Here is a 19,060-nt window from a genome sequence, read left to right on the forward strand (position 1 = left end):
GTATTAACTCTACGCTTCAAGAGTGGCGCAATGCTGGCATAAGTATGACGAAGCTGCCAGATTCGCGGCGGTTTATGCCCGGCCTTCAAAACCCAACAGTACATTGACGGCATTGATGCCGATCTCATCGACCATGTACCCGCCTTCCATCACGAAGAGCGTCGGCAAACCAAAGCCCGCGAGCATTTCACCGACGCGCAAGTAGTCCGGCGTGCGCAAACGGAAATGGCTGATGGGATCGCCCTCGAACGTATCGACACCGAGCGAAACAACGAGCGCGTCGGGCGCATGATTCGCGATTGCCGAACCCGCTTGCTGTAACGCAGGCCCGTACTGTTCCATTGCCGTTCCCTTCGGCAGCGGCAGATTCAGGTTGAAGCCCTCGCCTTCGCCCATGCCGCGCTCGTCGGCAAAGCCCGAGAAGTACGGAAACGATACGGCGGGATCGCCGTGTATCGACACGAACAGCACGTCCTTGCGGTCGTAGAAAATATCTTGTGTGCCATTGCCGTGATGGAAATCGATATCGAGCACGGCGACGCGCTTCGCGCCTTGCGCGATGCAACGTTGCGCGGCGATTGCGGCATTGTTCAGATAGCAATAGCCGCCCATGTACTCACGGCCTGCGTGATGACCCGGCGGACGGCACAGCGCAAAGACCGCCTTGTCGCCGCGTGCCAGCGCATCGATTCCTGTCAACGCCGAGTTCGCGCTCGACGATACCGCGCTCCATGTTCCCGCGTTGATGGGCGAACCGGCATCCATCGAAAAGAAGCCGAGCTTGCCGTCGATGAATTGCGGCATCGCCGTGGAGGGCAAGCCACGTACGGGCCATACGAGCGGCAACGCCTGGCATGCGCGGCCCGTTGCGGCCCACTCGTCCCATGCCGATGCGAGAAACTCAACGTAACGTTCGCTATGCGCGCCGACATAGCACGACCGCTCATAGACGTTCGGCGCCAGAACATCGCCCAAGCCCGCAGTTTTGACCTGCTTCAGCACGGTCTCTGCGCGGATAGGCTTTTCGAAAGAATCGGAGACGGCGCCGTCCTTGAGTTCGACGCCTTGATGCAAGCGGTGATCGCTACTGTAGATAGTTTGCATGGTTCTGTACGCCGCAGAAAGGAACGCACAGTCTACCGTTGCGACACCGCGTTGCGAACGACGTCAGAAAAGATACAGTCCCGCGACGAAAATCACGCCCGAGAACAGCAGCGCCGTCACGCAATAGCCCATGATGTCGCGCACGCCGAGCCCGGCGATCGCCAAAGCAGGCAGCGCCCAGAACGGTTGGGCCATGTTGGTCCACGCTTCGCCATAGGCAATCGCCATCGCAGACTTGCCGAGGTCCGCGCCGATCGCCTTCGCCGCGGGCATCACGAACGGACCCTGCACGACCCAGTGGCCGCCGCCGCTCGGCACCGCGAAGTTGATGACGGCCGAACTCAGCAACGTCAGCAGCGGGAACGTGTGGACGTTCGCAATTTCGATGAACCAGTTCGTGATCACGCCCGCCAGACCCGAATGGTCCATCGTGGCCTGAATGCCCGCATAGAACGGAAACTGGATCATGATCCCCGCTGTGCCGCGCGCCGCATTGCCGATCGCACGTGCATAAGCCATCGGCGTCTTGTGCAGGAGAATGCCCGCAGCGAGGAAAACGATGTTGACGGTATCGATGTCGAGGCTAAAGCCTTTCTTCGTGAAGCGGATCACCAGATACGCGGCGATCAGCAGCGCGACCAGAATCGACAAAATGCGGCTCTCTTCGATACGTTCGGCCGGCGTGGATTGCGCCGTGATCTTGCGTTCCATCACGGGTTCGTCGACGAGCAGCGCGGGATCGACGGAGACGACATCTTCGGCTCGCGGCATCATCGCGCGCACCAGCAGCGGCAATGCGACGATCAGCGCGGCGGTAATGAAGAGGTTGTATCCCGTGAAGAGCGTCTGCGACACGGGAATCAGGCCAATCACCTTTTCCATCGGATTGCCCTTGGTCGCCGCGACCAGCGGCACCGAGCCCGACAGGCCGCCGTGCCAGGTGAGGAAGCCCATATACGCGGCCGCAACCAGCAGCCGGTAATCGACGCCGCGCACACGCCTCGCCACTTCTCGCGCGAACATGGCGCCGAGCACGAGACCGAAGCCCCAGTTGATCGCGCATGCCGCGCCGCTCACGAATGCGACCAGCATCGTCCCTTGTGCAGGCGTCTTCGCCACGCCGCCAAGAGCCGACAGCACGCGCTTGACGGGACCCGACGTCGCCAATGCATGTCCCGTCACGAGGATCATCGCCATCTGCATCGTGAAGGCGAGCAGATTCCAGAAACCGCTGCCCCACATGAAGACGAGATCGCCGGGTGACTGGGGCGTGAGGCCCAATGCCAGCGCAAAGGTAATCGCCGTTAGAAGCAGCGCGAAAATAAGAGGATCAGGCAGAAAGCGATGAACCACCTGCGTAAAGAAGCGGGCAATACCTTGAATCACGACGTCTCCGGCACTTGTTCAATTGTTCGTTGGATGCGCGCGAGATTCTGCCACAGCTATGCGTAACGAGTCGGCGAACTGCACAAGCAGTCGCGTTACGTTCTATTGGAGAGGAATGAGTGCGGGCGGGTCGCTGAATTAAAGCTTTCAACGACCTTAAAGAAATGAATGGAATGTGCGCCGTCATTAACGGCGCATCCGGCTCAGTGCCCCAGATAAGCGGCCTTGACCATCGGATCATTACGCAACTGCATCGCCGTTCCATGCGTCGCGATGCGGCCGTTTTCCAGCACGTAGCCGTAATCGGCGACGTTCAACGCGGCGGCCGCGAACTGCTCGACGAGCAGCATCGTCACGCCCTGTTCTTTCAGTCGCTCGATGATCCGAAACACCTCGTCGACGAGAATTGGCGCGAGTCCCATCGACGGTTCGTCGAGCAACACGAGATCCGGATTCAGCATGATCGCGCGCGCCATGGCCAACATCTGCTGCTCGCCGCCCGACAGCGTCCCCGCTAGTTGATTGCGGCGCTCCTTGAGGCGCGGAAACAGATCGATCGCGCGTTCGAGATCCGCGTTGATGTCGCCGCGCGGACGCGCCCACGTCAGGCGCGGAAATGCGCCGAGCAACAGATTGTCGGTGACGGTCATCGTCGAGAACACGCGCCGGCCCTCGGGCGAATGCGCGAGACCCAGACGCGCGATACGGTGCGAATCGAGCGAATCGATGCGTTTGGCCGATGCGCCTTCGCCCATCCTGATCTCGCCCTCGCTCGGACGGATCATGCCGGATACGGCGCGCATCGTCGTGGTCTTGCCCGCGCCATTCGAGCCGATCAGCGTGACGACGGAAGCCTTCGGCACGTCCATCGAAATGCCGTGCAGTACCTGAACCTTGCCGTAGCCCGCATGCAGGTTGCGGATCGATAACATCGCGTGTTCCCCATTCATGCCGTTGTCGTTCGATCGAAACGTGTGCTCAAGCGGTCACGCCGCCCAGATACGCTTCGATGACTTTTTCGTTTTCCTGGATCTCGGACGGTTTGCCCTCGGCGATCTTCTGCCCGAAATCGAGCACAGATACCGTGTCGCACACCGACATCACGACGTCCATGTGATGTTCGATCAGCACCACCGTAATGCCGTGATCGCGAACCTTGCGAATGATGCGCACCAGTTCCTTGATGTCGGGCGCGGTGAGACCCGCGGCGGGTTCGTCGAGCAACAGCACCTGTGGATCGAGTGCCAGCGCGCGGGCAATTTCGAGCAGACGCTGCTTGCCGTACGGCAGATTGCGCGCCTCTTCCGCCGCGACGTTCTCCAGACCGACGAAGCGCAGCATGCCGAACGCGCGCTCGCGTGCCGCGCGTTCTTCATGACGATAGCGCGCAGTCATCAGGCCGATATCGGCGAAGTTCGAGCGGAACGTATGATGCAGACCGACCAGCACGTTTTCGAGCGCGGTCATCTCGCCGAACAACTGCACGTTCTGGAACGTACGCGCGATGCCGGACAGCGCAATCGCAGCAGACGTTCGCCCTGCAATCGATTCGCCGCGATACTCGATCGCGCCCGCCGTCGGTATATAGATGCCCGTCAGCACGTTCATCATCGTGCTCTTGCCTGAGCCATTCGGTCCGATCAGACCATGTATCGTGCCGCGCCGCACGTTCAGGTTTACGTTGTTCAGCGCCTTCAGGCCGCTGAACTGCATCAGTACGCCACGCACATCGAGAATCGTTTCGTGGCCTTTGGCTTGCACGTCGAGCACGGCATCAGCGGTGATTTCCGCGGGCCTTTCGGTATTGACGGTCACGGTACGCATGCGGCCATGCGTGAAGAACTTGCGCACGAAGCCGACCACGCCGTCCTGCAGGTAGTAGACGACCAGCAGAATCATCAAACCGAAAATTGTCAGCCGCCAGTCGGTCAGCGCGTCGATCCAGTACGAGAACACCGCGAGGCCAACCGTGCCGACAATCGGAATCGCGACCTTGCGCGGCGTCACGCTCTTGCGCGCAATCGAGAACAGCGCGCCCGCGACCACGATGACGGCGAGCGCCGTCGCGACCATGCGGAACATCGAGATGTCGTCGAGCAGCTTGGGCAGCAGCACGATGATCGTCGAGCCGATCAGCGCGCCCGTGCGCGTCTTGCGGCCGCCCATGATGATCGCGAGCAGGAACAGGATGGTCAGCTCGAAGTTGTATGTGTTGGGCGAGATGTACTGCTCAGAATACGAATACAGACAGCCCGCGAGCCCGGCAAAGCCCGCGCTGATCACGAACGCGTAGACCTTGTGCCGGTACACCGAGACGCCCATGCAGTCGGATGCAATCGGGCTGTCTCGCAGCGCTTCGAATGCGCGGCCCAGGTGCGACTTCAGCACGCGATGCACGACCACAAGCGACACGACGAGCAACGCGGCTACCACCCAATAGTATTGGGTTTCATCGAGCATATGGCCCGCGATCACGGGTTTCGTGATCTTGATGCCCATCGGCCCGCTGGTAAGGAAATCCATTTCGTTGATCAGGATCTGGATGATCGTGCCGAACGCGAGCGTGACCATCGCGAGATACGGACCCGACACGCGCAGTGCGGGCAGCGCGAGAATCGCGCCGAACGCCGCCGTCACGACGATCGCCATCGGCACGGTCACATAGAACGGCATGCCGAGCTTGATGAACAGCACGCCCGCCGTGTAAGCGCCGACGCCGAACAGCCCCGCGTGTCCAAGCGACACTTGCCCCGTGTAACCGACCACGATGTCGAGACCGAAGAGCAGGATCGCGTAGATCATGATCGTCTCGACCAGGTGGATGTAGTACGGGTTGCCCGACAGCACCGGGAAGACCGCTAGCGCGACCAGCCCGAGCAGCGCGCCGATGAGGTTTTTCTTTTTCACGGCGGACCTCAAACTTTCTTGATCGCGGTTTTACCGAACAGACCCGCCGGACGCAGCGCGAGCACGATCAGCAGCAGCACGAGTCCGGGCACGTCTTTATAGCCCGTCGAGATGTAGAAGCCGGTTGTGGTCTCGGCGATCCCGAGTATCACGCCGCCGACCACGATGCCAAGACCACTCGACAATCCGCCGATAATCGCCACCGCGAACGCCTTGAGGCCGAGCACTGCGCCCATCGTCGCGCCCGTCAGCGTGAGCGGCGCGATCAGCACGCCGGCGAAGGCCGCCGTCAGCGACGACAGCGCATACGAGAACGTGATGACGAGACCCGTGTTGATACCCATCAGCGCAGCGGCATCGCGATCGTTCGAGGTAGCCACGACCGCCTTGCCGAAGATGCTGCGCCGGTTGAAGAACTCGACGGCCAGCATCAGCACCAATGCGCCGCCCACGACGAGCAGTTCCATCGGCAGCACGTTCGCGCCGAACACCTTGATAGGCGCTTCGGGCAGCGGCGACGGAAAGCGCAGGTCGTCGCGGCCCCAGACGTTTTCCGCGACGTTCTTGAAGATGATGCCGAGCGCAATGGTCGACATGATCCAGCCGAACTCGGACTTGATCTTGATCGCGGGCCGCACGCCGATCCGTTCGACGAACGCGCCCTGCAACAGGCCGAATACGCACACGATGGGAATCATCAGCCAGTAGTTGACGCCCAGCGTGACAAGCGTGAGACCCACGAGCGCACCGAGCATCAGCGCATCGCCCTGGCCGAAGTTCAGCGTGCCGGATGTCGCGAACGTGAGTTGGTAGCCGAACGCGATCACGGCGTAGATCATGCCGAGCGCAATGCCGCTATAGATGAGCTGAAGAAGAATGGCCATAGTCCAATTGCCTCGATCGCAACGCCCCGTAGGTGATGCCGTGAGCCACGCAGCACAAAGCCGCCCCCGCCGGTCTGGCGGGCGCGGCTTCGCTTTTCATGCTGTGCTCAGTTTGCGGATGCCTGCTTGCTGCGCAGTTGCCCGCCGCCTTTCTTGTCGTTGTCGTATGCGTAGATCACGCGGCCGCCCTTCACTTCGCCGACGACGGGTACGTTCGGGCTGATCGCCTCGTGGTCGTCGTGCGAGAACGGCTTGTCGTACACCATCACGACGCCTTCGACCTTCGTGTTGAGGTTTTCGAGCGCGGCGCGCACCTTCGGCCCATCCGTCGTGCCTGCCTGCGTGATCGCGGCGGCAAGCAGATAGACCGAGTCATAGCCTTGCGCCGCTGACACGGGCGAATCGATCCGGTTGTTCTTCGGCTTGAATTCCTTCATGTAGGCTTCGATGAAGGCCTTGCGCTTCGGCGTGTTGGGTTCCTGGATGAAGGTCTGCGGCATACGCGCGCCTTCGCCGTTCGAGCCGGCGTTGTCGATGTAGTTCGCCATCGACAGCGTCCAGCTGCCGATCAGCGGCACCTTCCAGCCAAGCTTGGCCATGCCGTTGGCGATCTGCGCGAGCTCGGGTCCGATACCGTAGGTCAGCACGGCTTCCGCGCCCGCGTCTTTCGCCTTCAGCAACTGGGCCGTCATGTCGACGTCCTTGATGTTGAACTTCTCGACGGCAACCGGCTTCACGCCCTTCGCAGCGAGCGCCTTTTCCAGATCCTCGCGGCCGAGTTGTCCGTAGTTGGTCGAATCGGCGAGAATCGCGACCTTCTTGAAGCCGCGTTTGGTGACGGCTTCTTCAACGATCATCGGTGCCTGAATGCGGTCGGCGGCTGAGTTGCGGAACACGTAGTTATCCGGCTGATCCGCGAACTGCTTCGTGACGATACTGCCCGTCGCGACGTTGTTGAACACGGGGATTTTCGCTTCCTGGAAGAAGCGTTGCGATGCGAGCGCGACACCCGTATTGATGTAGCCGACCACGGCGACTACCTTTTCCTTGTTGATGAGTTCCTGCGCGATCTGCACGCCGCGTTCGTTCTTCGCTTCGTCGTCGCGCTCGACGAGTTCGATCTGCCGGCCCAGCACGCCGCCCGATTTGTTGATCTCAGCAGCCGCAAGCCGCACGCCGTCGCGCATGCTGACGCCCATCGACGATGAACCGCCTGTGAAAGGACCATCGACACCGATCTTGATGGGTTCGGCCGCATAGCCCCCCGTTGCGACCACACACAATGCGAGAGCAGCAACAACGCTCTTCAGGCGAAGTACCATGTTCGTCTCCGTAGCATGTTCTTTATATTCGACGGGCGCGGGCTGTCTCCCGACACCGCCTGATTCGTAAAATGGCGTGCTTTATATCGCCTTCATACGAAACGGCAACCTAGTATAGAAATCGTAAGCTTTTTGCCACTATGCGGAGTTACCCGTAAGGAACAACAAGTTCAGTGTGCTTACGCACGTACGCACTGTATCGGTGCAGATGCAACGAGTGTTGGTTGTGCGTGCAACTGGGAATGGAAGCGCGCCTAGCCGACATGCAGATGTCGGCTGGCAGAAGGTGATGAAAGATTCCGGGTCAGAACGACAGATCAAAGACCCAGATCGCTCAACCCTGGATGATCGTCGGGGCGGCGGCCGAGCGGCCAGTGGAACTTGCGCTCGCTTTCCTTGATCGGCAGGTCGTTGATGCTCGCGTGACGATGATGCATCAGGCCATCGGGGCCGAACTCCCAGTTTTCGTTACCGTATGAGCGGAACCAGTTGCCAGCATCATCGCGCCACTCGTAGGCGAAGCGCACCGCGATACGGTTGTCCGTAAAGGCCCACAGTTCCTTGATCAGACGGTACTCGAATTCCTTGCTCCATTTGCGTTCAAGGAATGCGCGCGCTTCCTCGCGGCCCTGAACGAATTCGGCCCTGTTTCGCCACCATGTGTCGGTGGAATAGACCAAGGCGACTTTTGCGGCGTCGCGAGAGTTCCAGCCGTCTTCGGCCTGGCGTACTTTCTGAGTAGCGGTTTCGCGCGTGAACGGCGGCAGCGGCGGACGGACTTCGGTAGTGCTGGACATCGACTTCTCTCTTTGTGAATGGTGACGGTGTAGGTCATTATTCGCAAATGCGAGTCGTCGTCATGTCGGGAAGTGTGGTGGTTTTTGGATTTGCACGGCGGCTATTTCGAGGTTCGGTATGTGTGATGCGGTGTGAGGCGTTGAATGCGCTCAAGCCGACGCTTCCCCCACCGTTTGACGCAACAACTCCGCTGCGATGTCCGCGACGCGCGCCACATGCGCGGTCGCTGCGTCGCGGGCGCGTTGCGCGTCACGGGCACGAAGTGCATCGAGTATGCGGTTCATTTCCTGCACGGCCTGCCGGCCGCGATCGTCGGATGCAATCGTCATCGCACGCAGGCGATTGATGCGCGCATTCAGCGTTTGCACGATCTCCCATGCGACCTTCTTGCCGCCGCCATGAAACATCTGCTCATAGAACATTGTCGTCAGTTCGCGCACGGCCTGATGCTCATGCCGCTCGAATGCCTGTTGAATGCTCGCGATGCAATCGGCAAGCCGCGCGAACACGGCTTCGTCGGCGCGCAGCGCGCATGCCATTGCAGCATCGCCTTCCAGCAATGCGCGAATCTCGTAGATCTCGGCAGCCGTATCCGAATCGAGCAGCGCGACGATCGGCCCCTGGTTCGGGATCGAATCGACGAGTCCTTCCGTCTCCAGGTGCCGCAACACTTCGCGTACCACCGTCCGGCTCACACCCAGTTCCTCGCACAACGAACGCTCGACGAGCCGCTCGCCCGGATGAAAATGCGCCTCGAGTATGGCGGTGCGCATTTTCTCCAGCGCGAGTTCGCGCAACGTCGTCGTGCGACGTTCGACTTTCAGCGAAGGCTGCGCGTCACTCATGGCTGGGCTCACGCCTGAGCAAAGAGACGCACATCGCGCGTATCCCAATCGACGAGCGCTTGCGTGCCGATCGACAACCCGCTGTCATGCCGATGCCCCGCCGGCATGCGAATCGAAATCTCCTGCTGCCACGGCGTCGCGACCGCGTAGTGCATGGCGTCGCCGAGATACGTGATGTCGCGCACGGTAACGGGCAAGCCTGTCGCGCTGCTCGCGTCGCGCAGTGACTGAATGCGCATCTGCTCGGGGCGAACCATCAGCGTGCCGTCGTCGCCTGCCGTGAGCGCCGGATTGAAACTGCCGGACGCCACTTCATGGCCGTTCGGAAACACGCCGTTCATACGGCCATCGCTGTGCGACGTCACGCGCACCGGCAGGAAGTTCGAATTGCCGATAAAGCTCGCGACGAAACGCGACGCCGGGTTCGAATAGAGTTCCTCGCCCGTGCCGACCTGTTCGATACGCCCCTTGTTGAACACGGCGATCCGGTCCGACAGACGCAGTGCCTCTTCCTGATCGTGCGTTACATAGAGAATCGTGACGCCCGTCTCCTGATGGATGCGGCGCAGTTCGAGCTGGATTTCTTCGCGCAGCTTCTTGTCGAGCGCCGACAGCGGCTCGTCCATCAACAGCACAGGCGGATCATAGGCCAGCGCCCGTGCAATCGCGACGCGCTGCTGCTGTCCGCCCGACAGTTGTGCGGGCATCCGGTCGCGGCACTCGGACAGATGCACGAGCTTGAGCATTTGCTCGACCTTCGCCTTCACGTCCGCGTCGGGAAGGCGGCGCACGCGCAGCGGAAACGCGATGTTCTCGCCCACCGTCAGATGCGGGAACAGAGTATAGCGCTGGAACACCATGCCGATATTGCGTTTGTTCGGCGCGACGGACAGCAGCGGCTTGCCGTCGAGCAGCACGCGTCCTTCGCTCGGCTCCTGGAAGCCCGCGACGATATACAGCGTCGTGCTCTTGCCCGATCCCGACGGCCCAAGAAAGGTCATGAACTCGCCCTTGCGCACGTCGAGGGAAACCTGGTCGATAGCGACGACGTCGTCGTAAGTCTTGCGCAGGCGCTGGATTTGCAGGAATGCAGTCATGTCGTTCACCTTGGTTATCGCGCGCGGCGCAGCACGGCGCCCGCAAGCATCAATACAGCCGTCAAGCCGACCAGCAGCGAAGACGCCGCCGCGACGACGGGCGTCAAGTCCTGCCGCAGCGTCGCCCAGATACGCACGGGCAAGGTCTGCAACGTGGGGCTCGCCATGAAGATCGACACCACCACTTCGTCCCACGATGCGAGGAACGAGAAGATCGCCGCAGCGAAAATGCCGAGCCGGATCGCGGGCAATGTCACGCGCAGTTTCACTTCGAGCGGCGACGCGCCGCAGATCAGCGCGGCATCTTCAAGCGCCGTGTCGAAGCTCGCGAGCGAGTTGCTGATCGATATGATCGAGAACGGCAACGCGATGATCAGATGGCCGATCACGAAGCCCGTGATCGTGCCGTTCAGGCCGATGCGCAGGAAGAACGCATACAACGCGACAGCGAGCACGACGACGGGCAGCACCATCGGCGTCAGAAAGAACGCCTGCACGGCATTGCGTCCCCGAAACTTGCCGCGCACCAGCGCAAGCGACGCGAGAAAGCCGATCAATACCGAGAGCACCGTCACGATCACCGCGAGCTTCGCGCTCGTCAGCAACGAGTCGATCCAGCCGGCGTCGGTGAAAAGCTGTCGATACCACTCCAGCGTCCAGCCAGGCGGAGGAAATATCAGCCATTGCGAATCGCCGAACGACAGCGCGACGATGAATACGATCGGCAGCAGAAGAAAGAGCGCGACGGCGGCGCCGATAGAGAGCAATGCCCAGCGCAGCGCGCCCAGACGATCGAAATCGAGCAACATGTCAGCGACCTCCCAAACTTGCACTCGCACTGCCCGTAAAGCGCAGTTGCAGCGCATACAGCGAGAGCGTCACGGCGAGCAGCACGAAAGCGGCGGCGCCAGCGAGACCCCAGTTCAACAGTTGCTGCACGAGCTGCGCGATGAGTTCAGCCAGCATCATGTACGACGCGCCGCCAAGCAACGCAGGCGTGACGAAATAGCCGAGCGCCATCACGAACACCATCAACGCACCCGACGCGACGCCGGGCATTGCCAGCGGCACCAGCACGCGCCAGAATGCCTGCCACCGGCTCGCGCCGCAGATCGCCGCCGCTCGCAGCGTCGACGGATCGATGCCGCGTAGTGTTGCATGCAGCGGCATCACGAGAAATGGCAGCATGATGTACGTCATGCCGATGGTCACGCCGATCAGGTTGTTCACGAGCGTCAGCGGCTCGCTGATGATCCCGAGCGCCATCAGCATCCGGTTGATCGGTCCCGTCTGTTGCAGCAGCACCATCCACGCGAAGGTGCGCGCCAGCAGGTTGGTCCACATCGACAGCAGCAGGATCGCAAAGAACACCGAACTCAGCTTGCGCGGCGCAATGGCGAGCAGCCACGCAGTCGGAAAGCCGATCGCGAGCGTCGCTAGCGTCACGACCGTCGCGACCAGAAACGTGTTGCCGAATACGCGCAGATAGTCCGTCGAGCCGACCAGTTGCGCGTAGTTGTGCAAACCCGGCGACGGCTCCAGCACGCTGCGCAACAGCAGCGACAGCACGGGCAGCAGAAAGAAGATCACGAGCAGCAGCAGCGCGGGTATCAGCAGGCGAACGCTGCGCCAGTCGCGCCGCCGGCGCGCGGCCGTCGCGGGCGGATGCGCGACGGTACTCAGGACATTAGGCATGGTGTCTCCCATCCACTCCGATAACGATTGCGACGCTGTCGTGCAGCACGCTTACTTTGACTGCCACGCGTACCAGCGCTTCGCAATCGCGTCGCGATTCTCGGCCCAGTACTTCATGTCGAGATTGATCTGCGAGTTCTTGTACTGGTCGGGCAGCGTCTTCGCGATGGCGGGCGACATCAGCGCGGCCGACTTCACGTTGATAGGCGCATAACCCGTGTCCGTTGCGAACTTCGCCTGTGCTTGCGGGCTCGTTGCAGCAGCGAGGTACTTCATCGCTTCAGCCTTGTGCTTCGCGCCCTTCGGGATCACGAGCATGTCGGCCGCCGTCAGGTTCTGGTTCCATGAAATGCCGACGGGCACGCCCGTCTGTTCGAGCGCATGCAGGCGCCCGTTCCAGAACATGCCGATAGGCGCTTCGCCCGATGCGAGCAATTGCTGCGATTGCGCGCCACCGCTCCACCAGACAATGTCGCCCTTGATCGTGTCGAGCTTCTTGAACGCACGGTCGAGGTCGAGCGGATAGAGCTTGTTCGGCGGCACGCCATCGGCGAGCAGCGCAATTTCTAGCACACCAGGTGCCGACCATTTGTAGAGCGTGCGCTTGCCGGGGAATTTCTTCGTATCGAACAGATCGGCCCAGGTGGACGGCTGCGCGTCCTTGTATTTCGCCTTGTTGTAGCCGAGCACGAACGAATAGTAGAAGCTGCCTACGGCCGCCGGCGTCGCGAAGCGCGGGTCCAGCTCATCCTTCTTTACGACGGAGTAATCGATGGGTTCGATCAGGCCGGCCTGTTGCGCCGCATACGCAAAATCGCCTTCGACATCGACGACATCCCAGTTCACGTTGCCACTGTCGACCATCGCCTTGAGCTTGCCGTAGTCGGTCGGGCCATCCATCAGCACGTTGATGCCCGTCGCCTGCGTGAACGGCGCCGCCCAGTTCTTCTGCTGCGACGATTGCGTGGTGCCGCCCCAGCTCGTGAACACAATCGGGTCCGCGGCAAGTGCCGGCGTTGCCGCGAGCGTCGCCGCGCAAAGCGCGATCAGCGGCGCGAAATACGTGGTGCTTCTGCTGCTCATGTCTGTCTCCAGGGAATATGTCTTGTGTCGATGCGATGGGATTCGTACAGCGGGCGGCCCGTCGAAATGCGTTCTCTCAGGCTAGCGGCGAAAAACGCGCTGGCTTCATGATCTTGTTTTCCATCTCTTCCATCAGCGCCTGAATCTTCGGCGCGAAGGCCTGCCATGCGGGGTCTTCAGCGAGCGCCGCGCGTCGGCGTTCGCGTTCGTCGAGACTCGGATAGGCCCAGATATGCACGATCTGATTCTGCGGACCGATCTCCGAAAAGAAGTAGCCGATCAGTTGGCCCAGATAGCGCTTCTGCAACGCAATGCCTTCTTCTTCGACCAGCTTCAGATAGGCAGGCACGGCGCCCGTCCTGATGCGATACGTGCGGATTTCGTAGAACATGCGGGCTCCTTAACGCATCACGAACGGATCGGCGATCGGTTCATCCGATGTGCGAATCCAGACCGATTTCGTGCGCGTATATTCGAGCACCGCTTCGAGCCCGCCTTCGCGTCCAAGCCCACTCAAACCATAGCCACCGAACGGCACGATCGGCGACACTGCGCGATACGTGTTGACCCACACAATGCCCGCGCGCAACGCACGCGTGAGCCGATGCGCGCGCGTCAGATCGCGTGTGAAGACGCCGGATGCGAGGCCATAGCGTGTGTCGTTCGCAAGGGCGATCGCGTCGGCTTCCGTGTCGAATGTGACGACGCTCAGCACCGGTCCAAACAGTTCTTCCATCACGCTCGGCACCTGCGCATTCGGGCAATCGACGATGGTCGGCAAGAAGTAATTGCCCTTGCCGATACCGTCCGGCTGCTTGCCGCCCGTTACGATGCGCCCGCCCGCTTCGACACTCGCGCGCAGCACGTTCTCGATATGTTCAAGTTGACGACGCGTCGCCAGCGGTCCCATTTCGGTTGCCATGTCCTGCGGGTTGCCGATGCGGATCGTTTGCGCTTTAGCAATGAGACGTTCGAGAAGCGCATCGTGAATACCGCGTTGCACGACGAGCCGTGAACCGGCCACGCAGCTTTGCCCCGTCGCCGCGAAAATGCCCGCGATTACGGCGTTGCATGCGCTGTCGAGATCGGCGTCGTCGAATACGAGCACGGGCGACTTGCCGCCGAGTTCCAGCGACATCGCCGCGAGGTTCTCCGCCGAATTGCGCACCACGTGACGCGCCGTTTCAGGTCCGCCCGTGAAGGCGATGCGCGAGACGAGCGGATGGCTCGTCAGCGTGCGTCCGCAATCGTTGCCGAAGCCCGTCACGATGTTGACGACGCCCTTCGGAAAGCCCGCTTCCTGCACGAGCCGCGCGAATTCGAGCAAAGGCGCGGGACCTTCTTCCGATGCCTTGAGGACAATCGTGCAGCCCGCTGCGAGTGCCGGTCCTACTTTGACAGCCGACAGAAACAGTTGCGAATTCCACGGCACGATGCCCGCCACGACGCCAACGGGTTCGCGCCGCAGCGTCACTTCCATATCGGCTTTATCGACGGGCAGCCACGCGCCCTGAATCTTGTCGGCGACGCCCGCGTAATAGCGGTAATACTCGGCGACATACCCAATCTGGCTGCGCGTCTCGCGAATGATCTTGCCCGTGTCCTGCGTTTCGAGTTCGGCAAGACGCGGCGCATGTTGCGCGACGAGATCGGCGAGTTTGTACAGCAGCTTGCCGCGCGCGCTCGCCGTGAGGTTTGCCCACGCCGGGTCGTTCAATGCGCGATGCGCGGCGCGCACCGCGCGGTCGACATCGTCCGCGCTCGCGGCGGGCATTTGCGCCCAGACGTCGCCCGTCGATGGATCGATGCTGTCGAAATGCTCGCGCGCCTCTTCGAATGCACCGTCGATGTATTGCTGGAACCGCTGGACCATGTCAGCCACTCCGTTGTCTGTTAGCGCGTGACGTCAGCGGGTTGCAAAAGCAGGCATCACGTCGGAAATGAACAGTTCCAGCGACTTGCGCTTGCGTTCGAAGCTCATATGACTGTCGAGCCAGAAGCTGTACTGGTCGTAGCCGAGTTCCTCATAGCCCTTGAGCCGCGCGATCACCTGTTTCGGTTCGCCGATCACGAGGTTCTTACGGATCGACTCGGACGAGTATTGCGGGAACATGGCGACGTCGGCATCCGTCAGTGGCTCGATAAAGCCTTGTTCGATGGAACGTTCGTTCTTGAACCACTTGCTGAAGTAGCGATAGAACGTCGCGAGATCTTCCACGCCTGCATCCACTTCCGCCGCATTCGCGCCGACGAACGTATGCATCAGCATCATCACCTGCGGACGCGGCACCTCGGGATGCGCGGAGCACGCAGCGTTGAAACGCTCCATCAGGCTCACGACTTCGGCATCGCCCGAAGCCAGCGACGTCACCTGAACGTTGCAGCCGTTCGCCACCGCGAACGCATGCGAGTTCGGGTCGCGCGCGGCGAGCCACATGGGAGGATGCGGTTGTTGAATCGGGCGCGGCACGGGCGTCGTTTTGGGCCACGACCAGAATTCGCCCTGATGCTCGTAATCGCCGTTGAAGAGCTTGCGCAACGCGGGCACCAGTTCACGCATCCGCGCTCCGGCGCTCATCGCATCGAGGCCGGGCAACAGGCGCTCATATTCAAATGAATAGGCGCCGCGTGCGATGCCGAGATCGAGCCGGCCATTGCTCGCGACGTCGACCATGCCCGCTTCGCCTGCGAGACGAATCGGATGCCAGAACGGCGCGATCACCGTGCCCGTGCCCAGTCGAATACGCTCCGTCTTCGCCGCGAGGTAAGACAGATTGACGAACGGGTTCGGCGCGATCGTGAATTCCATCGCGTGATGCTCGCCGATCCACGCGGTCTCGAAGCCCCCGCGCTCGGCCATCTGCACGAGTTCGGTCATCTGATCGAACAGTTCGCGATGCGACGTCGTGTCGTCATATCGCTCCATGTGCAGGAATAGTGAAAACTTCATGATGTTCAGTCTCCTGTGTCGACGAGAGTTAGCGCTTTAGCGCTTACTCTCGTCCCATGCAAGGCTCTCGACGAGAGTTAGCGCTTTAGCGCTTACTCTCGTCTCATGCAAAGCATTCATTGAGTCAGCGCTAACGTCTGCACAGTGCCCGCTTCCGTGTCGCCGACGTAGATGCCGAAGGCATCCTCGCTGCGTTCGCGTACATAGCGTTCAAGCATCGAGCGCACGGCGTCGTCGTGCAATTCATCCCACGGAATCTGCGCCAACGGCACGATGCGGATCGCGCTGTCCATCCACGCTGCGCCGCTGTCGATCACGCGGCCGCGATAATAGACTTGCACACTCGGTGCCTGGCCGCTGCCCGATTCGAATACGGCGAACAGAAAGTCGAGATGCGCGTCGAGGCCGAGTTTTGCCAGCACGCCGCGCAGACTGGCAGCATCGCTTGCGGGTTCGAGTTTGTTGCCAGTCGGCAGTTGCAAACCTTTGGGCGTATCGAGCAGCACGATGCCATCGCGATGTTCGAGAATCGCGCCGACCTGCGCGCGCGGACCGGCCGCTGCGAGTGCGTCCTGCGACAGGCTGAAGTTCACATACGCGCCCCGGCAATAACCGAGCGGCGACGAGCTGGTATGAAGAAAATCGACCACGCGTCCGATCAATATAATGTGGTCGCCAGCATCGACGACATCGTGCGTCGTGCAGTCAAAACACGCGGCTGCGTTGTCGACAACGGGCGCACCCGTTGCGCGCGCACTCCACGCGACTTGTGCGAACTTGTCGGCGGCCTTCGATGCGAACACGCCCGACACCGCTTTCTGGTCTTCGGCCAGCACGCTCACCGCGAACTGAGGCGCTTGCGAAAACACCTGATAACTCGATGCCGTCTTCGCGATGCAGACGAGGATCAGCGGCGGATCAAGCGACACCGACGTGAACGAATTCGCCGTGAAGCCGCGTGGCGAACCGTCGGCCTGGATCGTCGTGACGACCGTCACGCCCGTCACGAACGCGCCGAGCGCGCGGCGAAATTCGGCGATGTCAAAGGGCAGTTCGTTGACGGCATCAGTCATGGCGTTCTCCAGAGATCGATCCGTGCAGCGCGTTCGCTGCTGTCGCGGCGCGCTGCGCCGAGGTTTCCGTCAGAAACGCGAGCAGCCGTTCGTTGACGCGCGCCGGATCGGTGACGTTCATCATGTGACGTTCGTTGGCGATGATTTCCGCGCGGCCGAATGGCGCGGCCTCCGCCATCGCGCTCGACATCGACGGGCTCGAGTTCGGATCGAACTCGCCCGTGAGAAACAGCGCGGGTACGGCGAGTTCTGCAAGGCGGCCGACATGCGCATCGTCCGAACTGGCGAAGAGCCGGTACGTGCGCGCATAGCCGACGGGATCGACCGACAACAACAGATCTCGCACGGCCTGCGCCGATTGCGTCAGATGTACGGGAATCGGATCGCCGAACCAGCGTGACAGCGTGGCGTCCACGCCGGCGGCGGCGGGATTCTCCGTGGGCGCATCGCCGAGCATCGCGGCGCGCGTCATCACAGCTTCACGCTGTGCGGGCGTGCGGTCGTACACCGCGTTCAGCGCGACGACGCTCAGCGTGCGTTGCGGATGCGCAAGCGCAAATTCGAGTGCGACGAGCGCGCCCATCGAATGCCCGACCACATGCGCCTGTTCGATCTGCATCGCATCGAGCAGCGTTTCGAGTTGCGCCGCGTATTCGTCAAGCGTCGGCGCGGGCGTCGGCAGTGTGCTGTTGCCGTGGCCGAGCATGTCGTACACGACGACCTGATACGCCGCCGTCAGCGCATCGATCTGCGGTGCCCACACGCTCTGGTTCATGCCGACGCCGTGGACCAGCACCACCGTCTCGGGTGCATCCGCCGACTGCGGCGCGTAGACGCTGTAGCTAGTGCCCGCAGCCTCGCCACGCGACACGGTGCGCCCGGAGACATGCTCACGCTTCATTGGACTCGAGCTCCTTCAGGTCCTGATAGCGGTCGCCGATCCGATGATGCGGACGGCCGCCAATCGATGCGCCGAGCGCAATCACCAGTTCATCGGGTGCGGGTGCATCGACGATTGAAAACTGCACCGTCAGATAGTGCGAACGCATGCCTTCGTCGTGCTTGTGCATCAACGGAATGGCGATCGGGCAGTTCGGGCCGCCGCGCAGATTCGTGAAGCTCAGATAGCTCTTCGCGCCGACGGCTTTCCGATAGTAGTTGCCGAAACGCAGCGTATGGATCAGCGCGGACGCATGCTCGATCTCGCCCGACGTACCGACGATAGCCGCCTTGCCATACCCTTCGATCGCATCGCCCGAACCGGCGACGCGCAGCATTTCAGCCGTCAGCATTTCGCCGAGTTGTGGCGCCAGGCCGTGAATCTCCGGCTTCAGATCTTCGACGAAGCCGCGTCCCGCCCACGGGTTGCGCAGCACGGCCGCCGCGCCGATCAGCTTCAGCGGCCGGGCCGCAGCCTTGCCACCTTCGATAAAGGTCTCTTCGACGTACGTGACCAGCTTGCGCACTTCCAGCTTCATATCGTTTCTCCTGACGGGGCCTAGGCCGTGAATGTCGTTTGTTGAGATTATGGTATTCCATCTTATGGTCCGCACCAAGGACCAAAGTATTATGGAATACCATGATACGGATGCGGTGACTTCAGGCACGGTTTGGGCATAAGGCGACGACTTGTGCGACGCAGCATCCCGATGGGAAGGCGCAAAAAAGAAAAGCCGCCGGCAACGCCGGCGGCCTTGTTTTTGAACCAGATCAGCCGTTATCAGCTGACTCGTCCTGCTGCACCAGCGCATTCAACGCCCAGTTCCGCCGTACGCCAATCCGAAATCATCGAAAGGTTGCGTTTTTTTGGCAGTGGGTTCGTGCCTTGGACACGTCCGAGCCGCGTGAGAACTACTGGCTATATAACAATCAGCATCCGCTGCGATGCTGCGAAGCGACCAACCTGGGCGATGGAT

At 61.4% G+C, this 19,060-nt stretch carries 18 protein-coding genes; all 18 read right to left on the reverse strand.

Annotation, left to right across the window (positions count from 1 at the left end):
* Positions 1 to 72: 72 nt before the first annotated feature.
* The 18 genes from BLT65_RS06005 to BLT65_RS06090 all read right to left on the reverse strand — a co-directional run bounded on the left by BLT65_RS06005 (position 73) and on the right by BLT65_RS06090 (position 18,622).
* Entirely contained in the window at positions 73 to 1,104 is a 1,032-nt protein-coding gene (locus tag BLT65_RS06005) for a histone deacetylase family protein (protein ID WP_091775901.1), read from the reverse strand.
* A gap of 63 nt (positions 1,105 to 1,167) precedes the next feature.
* Positions 1,168 to 2,490, reverse strand: a complete 1,323-nt coding sequence (locus BLT65_RS06010; RefSeq protein ID WP_091775905.1) for a TIGR00366 family protein — start codon at positions 2,488 to 2,490, stop codon at positions 1,168 to 1,170.
* A gap of 203 nt (positions 2,491 to 2,693) precedes the next feature.
* Complete coding sequence (locus tag BLT65_RS06015; RefSeq protein ID WP_042311826.1) at positions 2,694 to 3,422, reverse strand: ABC transporter ATP-binding protein; 729 nt, start codon at positions 3,420 to 3,422, stop codon at positions 2,694 to 2,696.
* A gap of 46 nt (positions 3,423 to 3,468) precedes the next feature.
* Complete coding sequence (locus tag BLT65_RS06020; RefSeq protein WP_091775908.1) at positions 3,469 to 5,397, reverse strand: branched-chain amino acid ABC transporter ATP-binding protein/permease; 1,929 nt, start codon at positions 5,395 to 5,397, stop codon at positions 3,469 to 3,471.
* A gap of 8 nt (positions 5,398 to 5,405) precedes the next feature.
* Positions 5,406 to 6,281, reverse strand: coding sequence for a branched-chain amino acid ABC transporter permease (locus BLT65_RS06025; protein ID WP_091775911.1), 876 nt, complete (start codon positions 6,279 to 6,281; stop codon positions 5,406 to 5,408).
* 107 nt (positions 6,282 to 6,388) lie between these two features.
* On the reverse strand, positions 6,389 to 7,603 hold the full coding sequence (locus tag BLT65_RS06030; protein WP_091775914.1) for an ABC transporter substrate-binding protein: 1,215 nt from the start codon (positions 7,601 to 7,603) through the stop codon (positions 6,389 to 6,391).
* Between the two features lie 317 nt (positions 7,604 to 7,920).
* The gene (locus BLT65_RS06035) at positions 7,921 to 8,400 is read right to left on the reverse strand and encodes a nuclear transport factor 2 family protein (RefSeq protein WP_091775917.1); all 480 of its coding nucleotides are present in this window, start codon (positions 8,398 to 8,400) and stop codon (positions 7,921 to 7,923) included.
* Between the two features lie 150 nt (positions 8,401 to 8,550).
* The gene (locus BLT65_RS06040; RefSeq protein WP_091775920.1) at positions 8,551 to 9,246 is read right to left on the reverse strand and encodes a GntR family transcriptional regulator; all 696 of its coding nucleotides are present in this window, start codon (positions 9,244 to 9,246) and stop codon (positions 8,551 to 8,553) included.
* An 8-nt stretch (positions 9,247 to 9,254) separates the two neighbouring features.
* Positions 9,255 to 10,343, reverse strand: coding sequence for an ABC transporter ATP-binding protein (locus tag BLT65_RS06045; RefSeq protein ID WP_091776168.1), 1,089 nt, complete (start codon positions 10,341 to 10,343; stop codon positions 9,255 to 9,257).
* 14 nt (positions 10,344 to 10,357) lie between these two features.
* Positions 10,358 to 11,152 carry an ABC transporter permease gene (locus BLT65_RS06050; protein WP_007576855.1) on the reverse strand — a complete coding sequence of 265 codons (795 nt, stop codon included), beginning with the start codon at positions 11,150 to 11,152 and terminating at the stop codon, positions 10,358 to 10,360.
* A gap of 1 nt (position 11,153) precedes the next feature.
* A complete protein-coding gene (locus tag BLT65_RS06055) occupies positions 11,154 to 12,038 on the reverse strand; it encodes an ABC transporter permease (RefSeq protein WP_091775923.1) in 885 nt (294 codons plus the stop codon).
* 51 nt (positions 12,039 to 12,089) lie between these two features.
* The gene (locus BLT65_RS06060) at positions 12,090 to 13,121 is read right to left on the reverse strand and encodes an ABC transporter substrate-binding protein (protein ID WP_007576850.1); all 1,032 of its coding nucleotides are present in this window, start codon (positions 13,119 to 13,121) and stop codon (positions 12,090 to 12,092) included.
* 76 nt (positions 13,122 to 13,197) lie between these two features.
* Complete coding sequence (locus tag BLT65_RS06065; RefSeq protein ID WP_042311757.1) at positions 13,198 to 13,512, reverse strand: NIPSNAP family protein; 315 nt, start codon at positions 13,510 to 13,512, stop codon at positions 13,198 to 13,200.
* Positions 13,513 to 13,521: 9 nt separating this feature from the next.
* The gene (locus tag BLT65_RS06070; RefSeq protein ID WP_007576847.1) at positions 13,522 to 14,994 is read right to left on the reverse strand and encodes an aldehyde dehydrogenase; all 1,473 of its coding nucleotides are present in this window, start codon (positions 14,992 to 14,994) and stop codon (positions 13,522 to 13,524) included.
* Between the two features lie 33 nt (positions 14,995 to 15,027).
* Positions 15,028 to 16,071 (reverse strand): LLM class flavin-dependent oxidoreductase, encoded by a 1,044-nt coding sequence (locus BLT65_RS06075; protein WP_091775927.1) that lies wholly within the window; start codon positions 16,069 to 16,071, stop codon positions 15,028 to 15,030.
* A gap of 116 nt (positions 16,072 to 16,187) precedes the next feature.
* Complete coding sequence (locus BLT65_RS06080) at positions 16,188 to 17,144, reverse strand: flavin reductase (RefSeq protein ID WP_091775930.1); 957 nt, start codon at positions 17,142 to 17,144, stop codon at positions 16,188 to 16,190.
* Entirely contained in the window at positions 17,137 to 18,045 is a 909-nt protein-coding gene (locus BLT65_RS06085; protein ID WP_091775933.1) for an alpha/beta fold hydrolase, read from the reverse strand. The genes BLT65_RS06080 and BLT65_RS06085 overlap by 8 nt, the downstream gene beginning before the upstream one ends.
* Positions 18,035 to 18,622, reverse strand: a complete 588-nt coding sequence (locus BLT65_RS06090; protein WP_007576843.1) for an amino acid synthesis family protein — start codon at positions 18,620 to 18,622, stop codon at positions 18,035 to 18,037. Before BLT65_RS06090 ends, BLT65_RS06085 begins: the two co-directional genes overlap by 11 nt.
* Between the last annotated feature and the right edge of the window lie 438 nt (positions 18,623 to 19,060).

It is taken from the genome of Paraburkholderia steynii (genome assembly GCF_900100565.1).
GTDB lineage: Bacteria > Pseudomonadota > Gammaproteobacteria > Burkholderiales > Burkholderiaceae > Paraburkholderia > Paraburkholderia terrae.

What these genes read in the sequence shown, in the direction of transcription:
- BLT65_RS06005 (WP_091775901.1), bottom strand. Translation starts at nt 1,104, where the DNA reads ATGCAAACTATCTACAGTAGCGATCACCGCTTGCATCAAGGCGTCGAA.
- BLT65_RS06015 (WP_042311826.1), bottom strand. Translation starts at nt 3,422, where the DNA reads ATGTTATCGATCCGCAACCTGCATGCGGGCTACGGCAAGGTTCAGGTA.
- BLT65_RS06025 (WP_091775911.1), bottom strand. Translation starts at nt 6,281, where the DNA reads ATGGCCATTCTTCTTCAGCTCATCTATAGCGGCATTGCGCTCGGCATG.
- BLT65_RS06030 (WP_091775914.1), bottom strand. Translation starts at nt 7,603, where the DNA reads ATGGTACTTCGCCTGAAGAGCGTTGTTGCTGCTCTCGCATTGTGTGTG.
- BLT65_RS06035 (WP_091775917.1), bottom strand. Translation starts at nt 8,400, where the DNA reads ATGTCCAGCACTACCGAAGTCCGTCCGCCGCTGCCGCCGTTCACGCGC.
- BLT65_RS06040 (WP_091775920.1), bottom strand. Translation starts at nt 9,246, where the DNA reads ATGAGTGACGCGCAGCCTTCGCTGAAAGTCGAACGTCGCACGACGACG.
- BLT65_RS06045 (WP_091776168.1), bottom strand. Translation starts at nt 10,343, where the DNA reads ATGACTGCATTCCTGCAAATCCAGCGCCTGCGCAAGACTTACGACGAC.
- BLT65_RS06050 (WP_007576855.1), bottom strand. Translation starts at nt 11,152, where the DNA reads ATGTTGCTCGATTTCGATCGTCTGGGCGCGCTGCGCTGGGCATTGCTC.
- BLT65_RS06055 (WP_091775923.1), bottom strand. Translation starts at nt 12,038, where the DNA reads ATGCCTAATGTCCTGAGTACCGTCGCGCATCCGCCCGCGACGGCCGCG.
- BLT65_RS06060 (WP_007576850.1), bottom strand. Translation starts at nt 13,121, where the DNA reads ATGAGCAGCAGAAGCACCACGTATTTCGCGCCGCTGATCGCGCTTTGC.
- BLT65_RS06065 (WP_042311757.1), bottom strand. Translation starts at nt 13,512, where the DNA reads ATGTTCTACGAAATCCGCACGTATCGCATCAGGACGGGCGCCGTGCCT.
- BLT65_RS06070 (WP_007576847.1), bottom strand. Translation starts at nt 14,994, where the DNA reads ATGGTCCAGCGGTTCCAGCAATACATCGACGGTGCATTCGAAGAGGCG.
- BLT65_RS06075 (WP_091775927.1), bottom strand. Translation starts at nt 16,071, where the DNA reads ATGAAGTTTTCACTATTCCTGCACATGGAGCGATATGACGACACGACG.
- BLT65_RS06080 (WP_091775930.1), bottom strand. Translation starts at nt 17,144, where the DNA reads ATGACTGATGCCGTCAACGAACTGCCCTTTGACATCGCCGAATTTCGC.
- BLT65_RS06085 (WP_091775933.1), bottom strand. Translation starts at nt 18,045, where the DNA reads ATGAAGCGTGAGCATGTCTCCGGGCGCACCGTGTCGCGTGGCGAGGCT.
- BLT65_RS06090 (WP_007576843.1), bottom strand. Translation starts at nt 18,622, where the DNA reads ATGAAGCTGGAAGTGCGCAAGCTGGTCACGTACGTCGAAGAGACCTTT.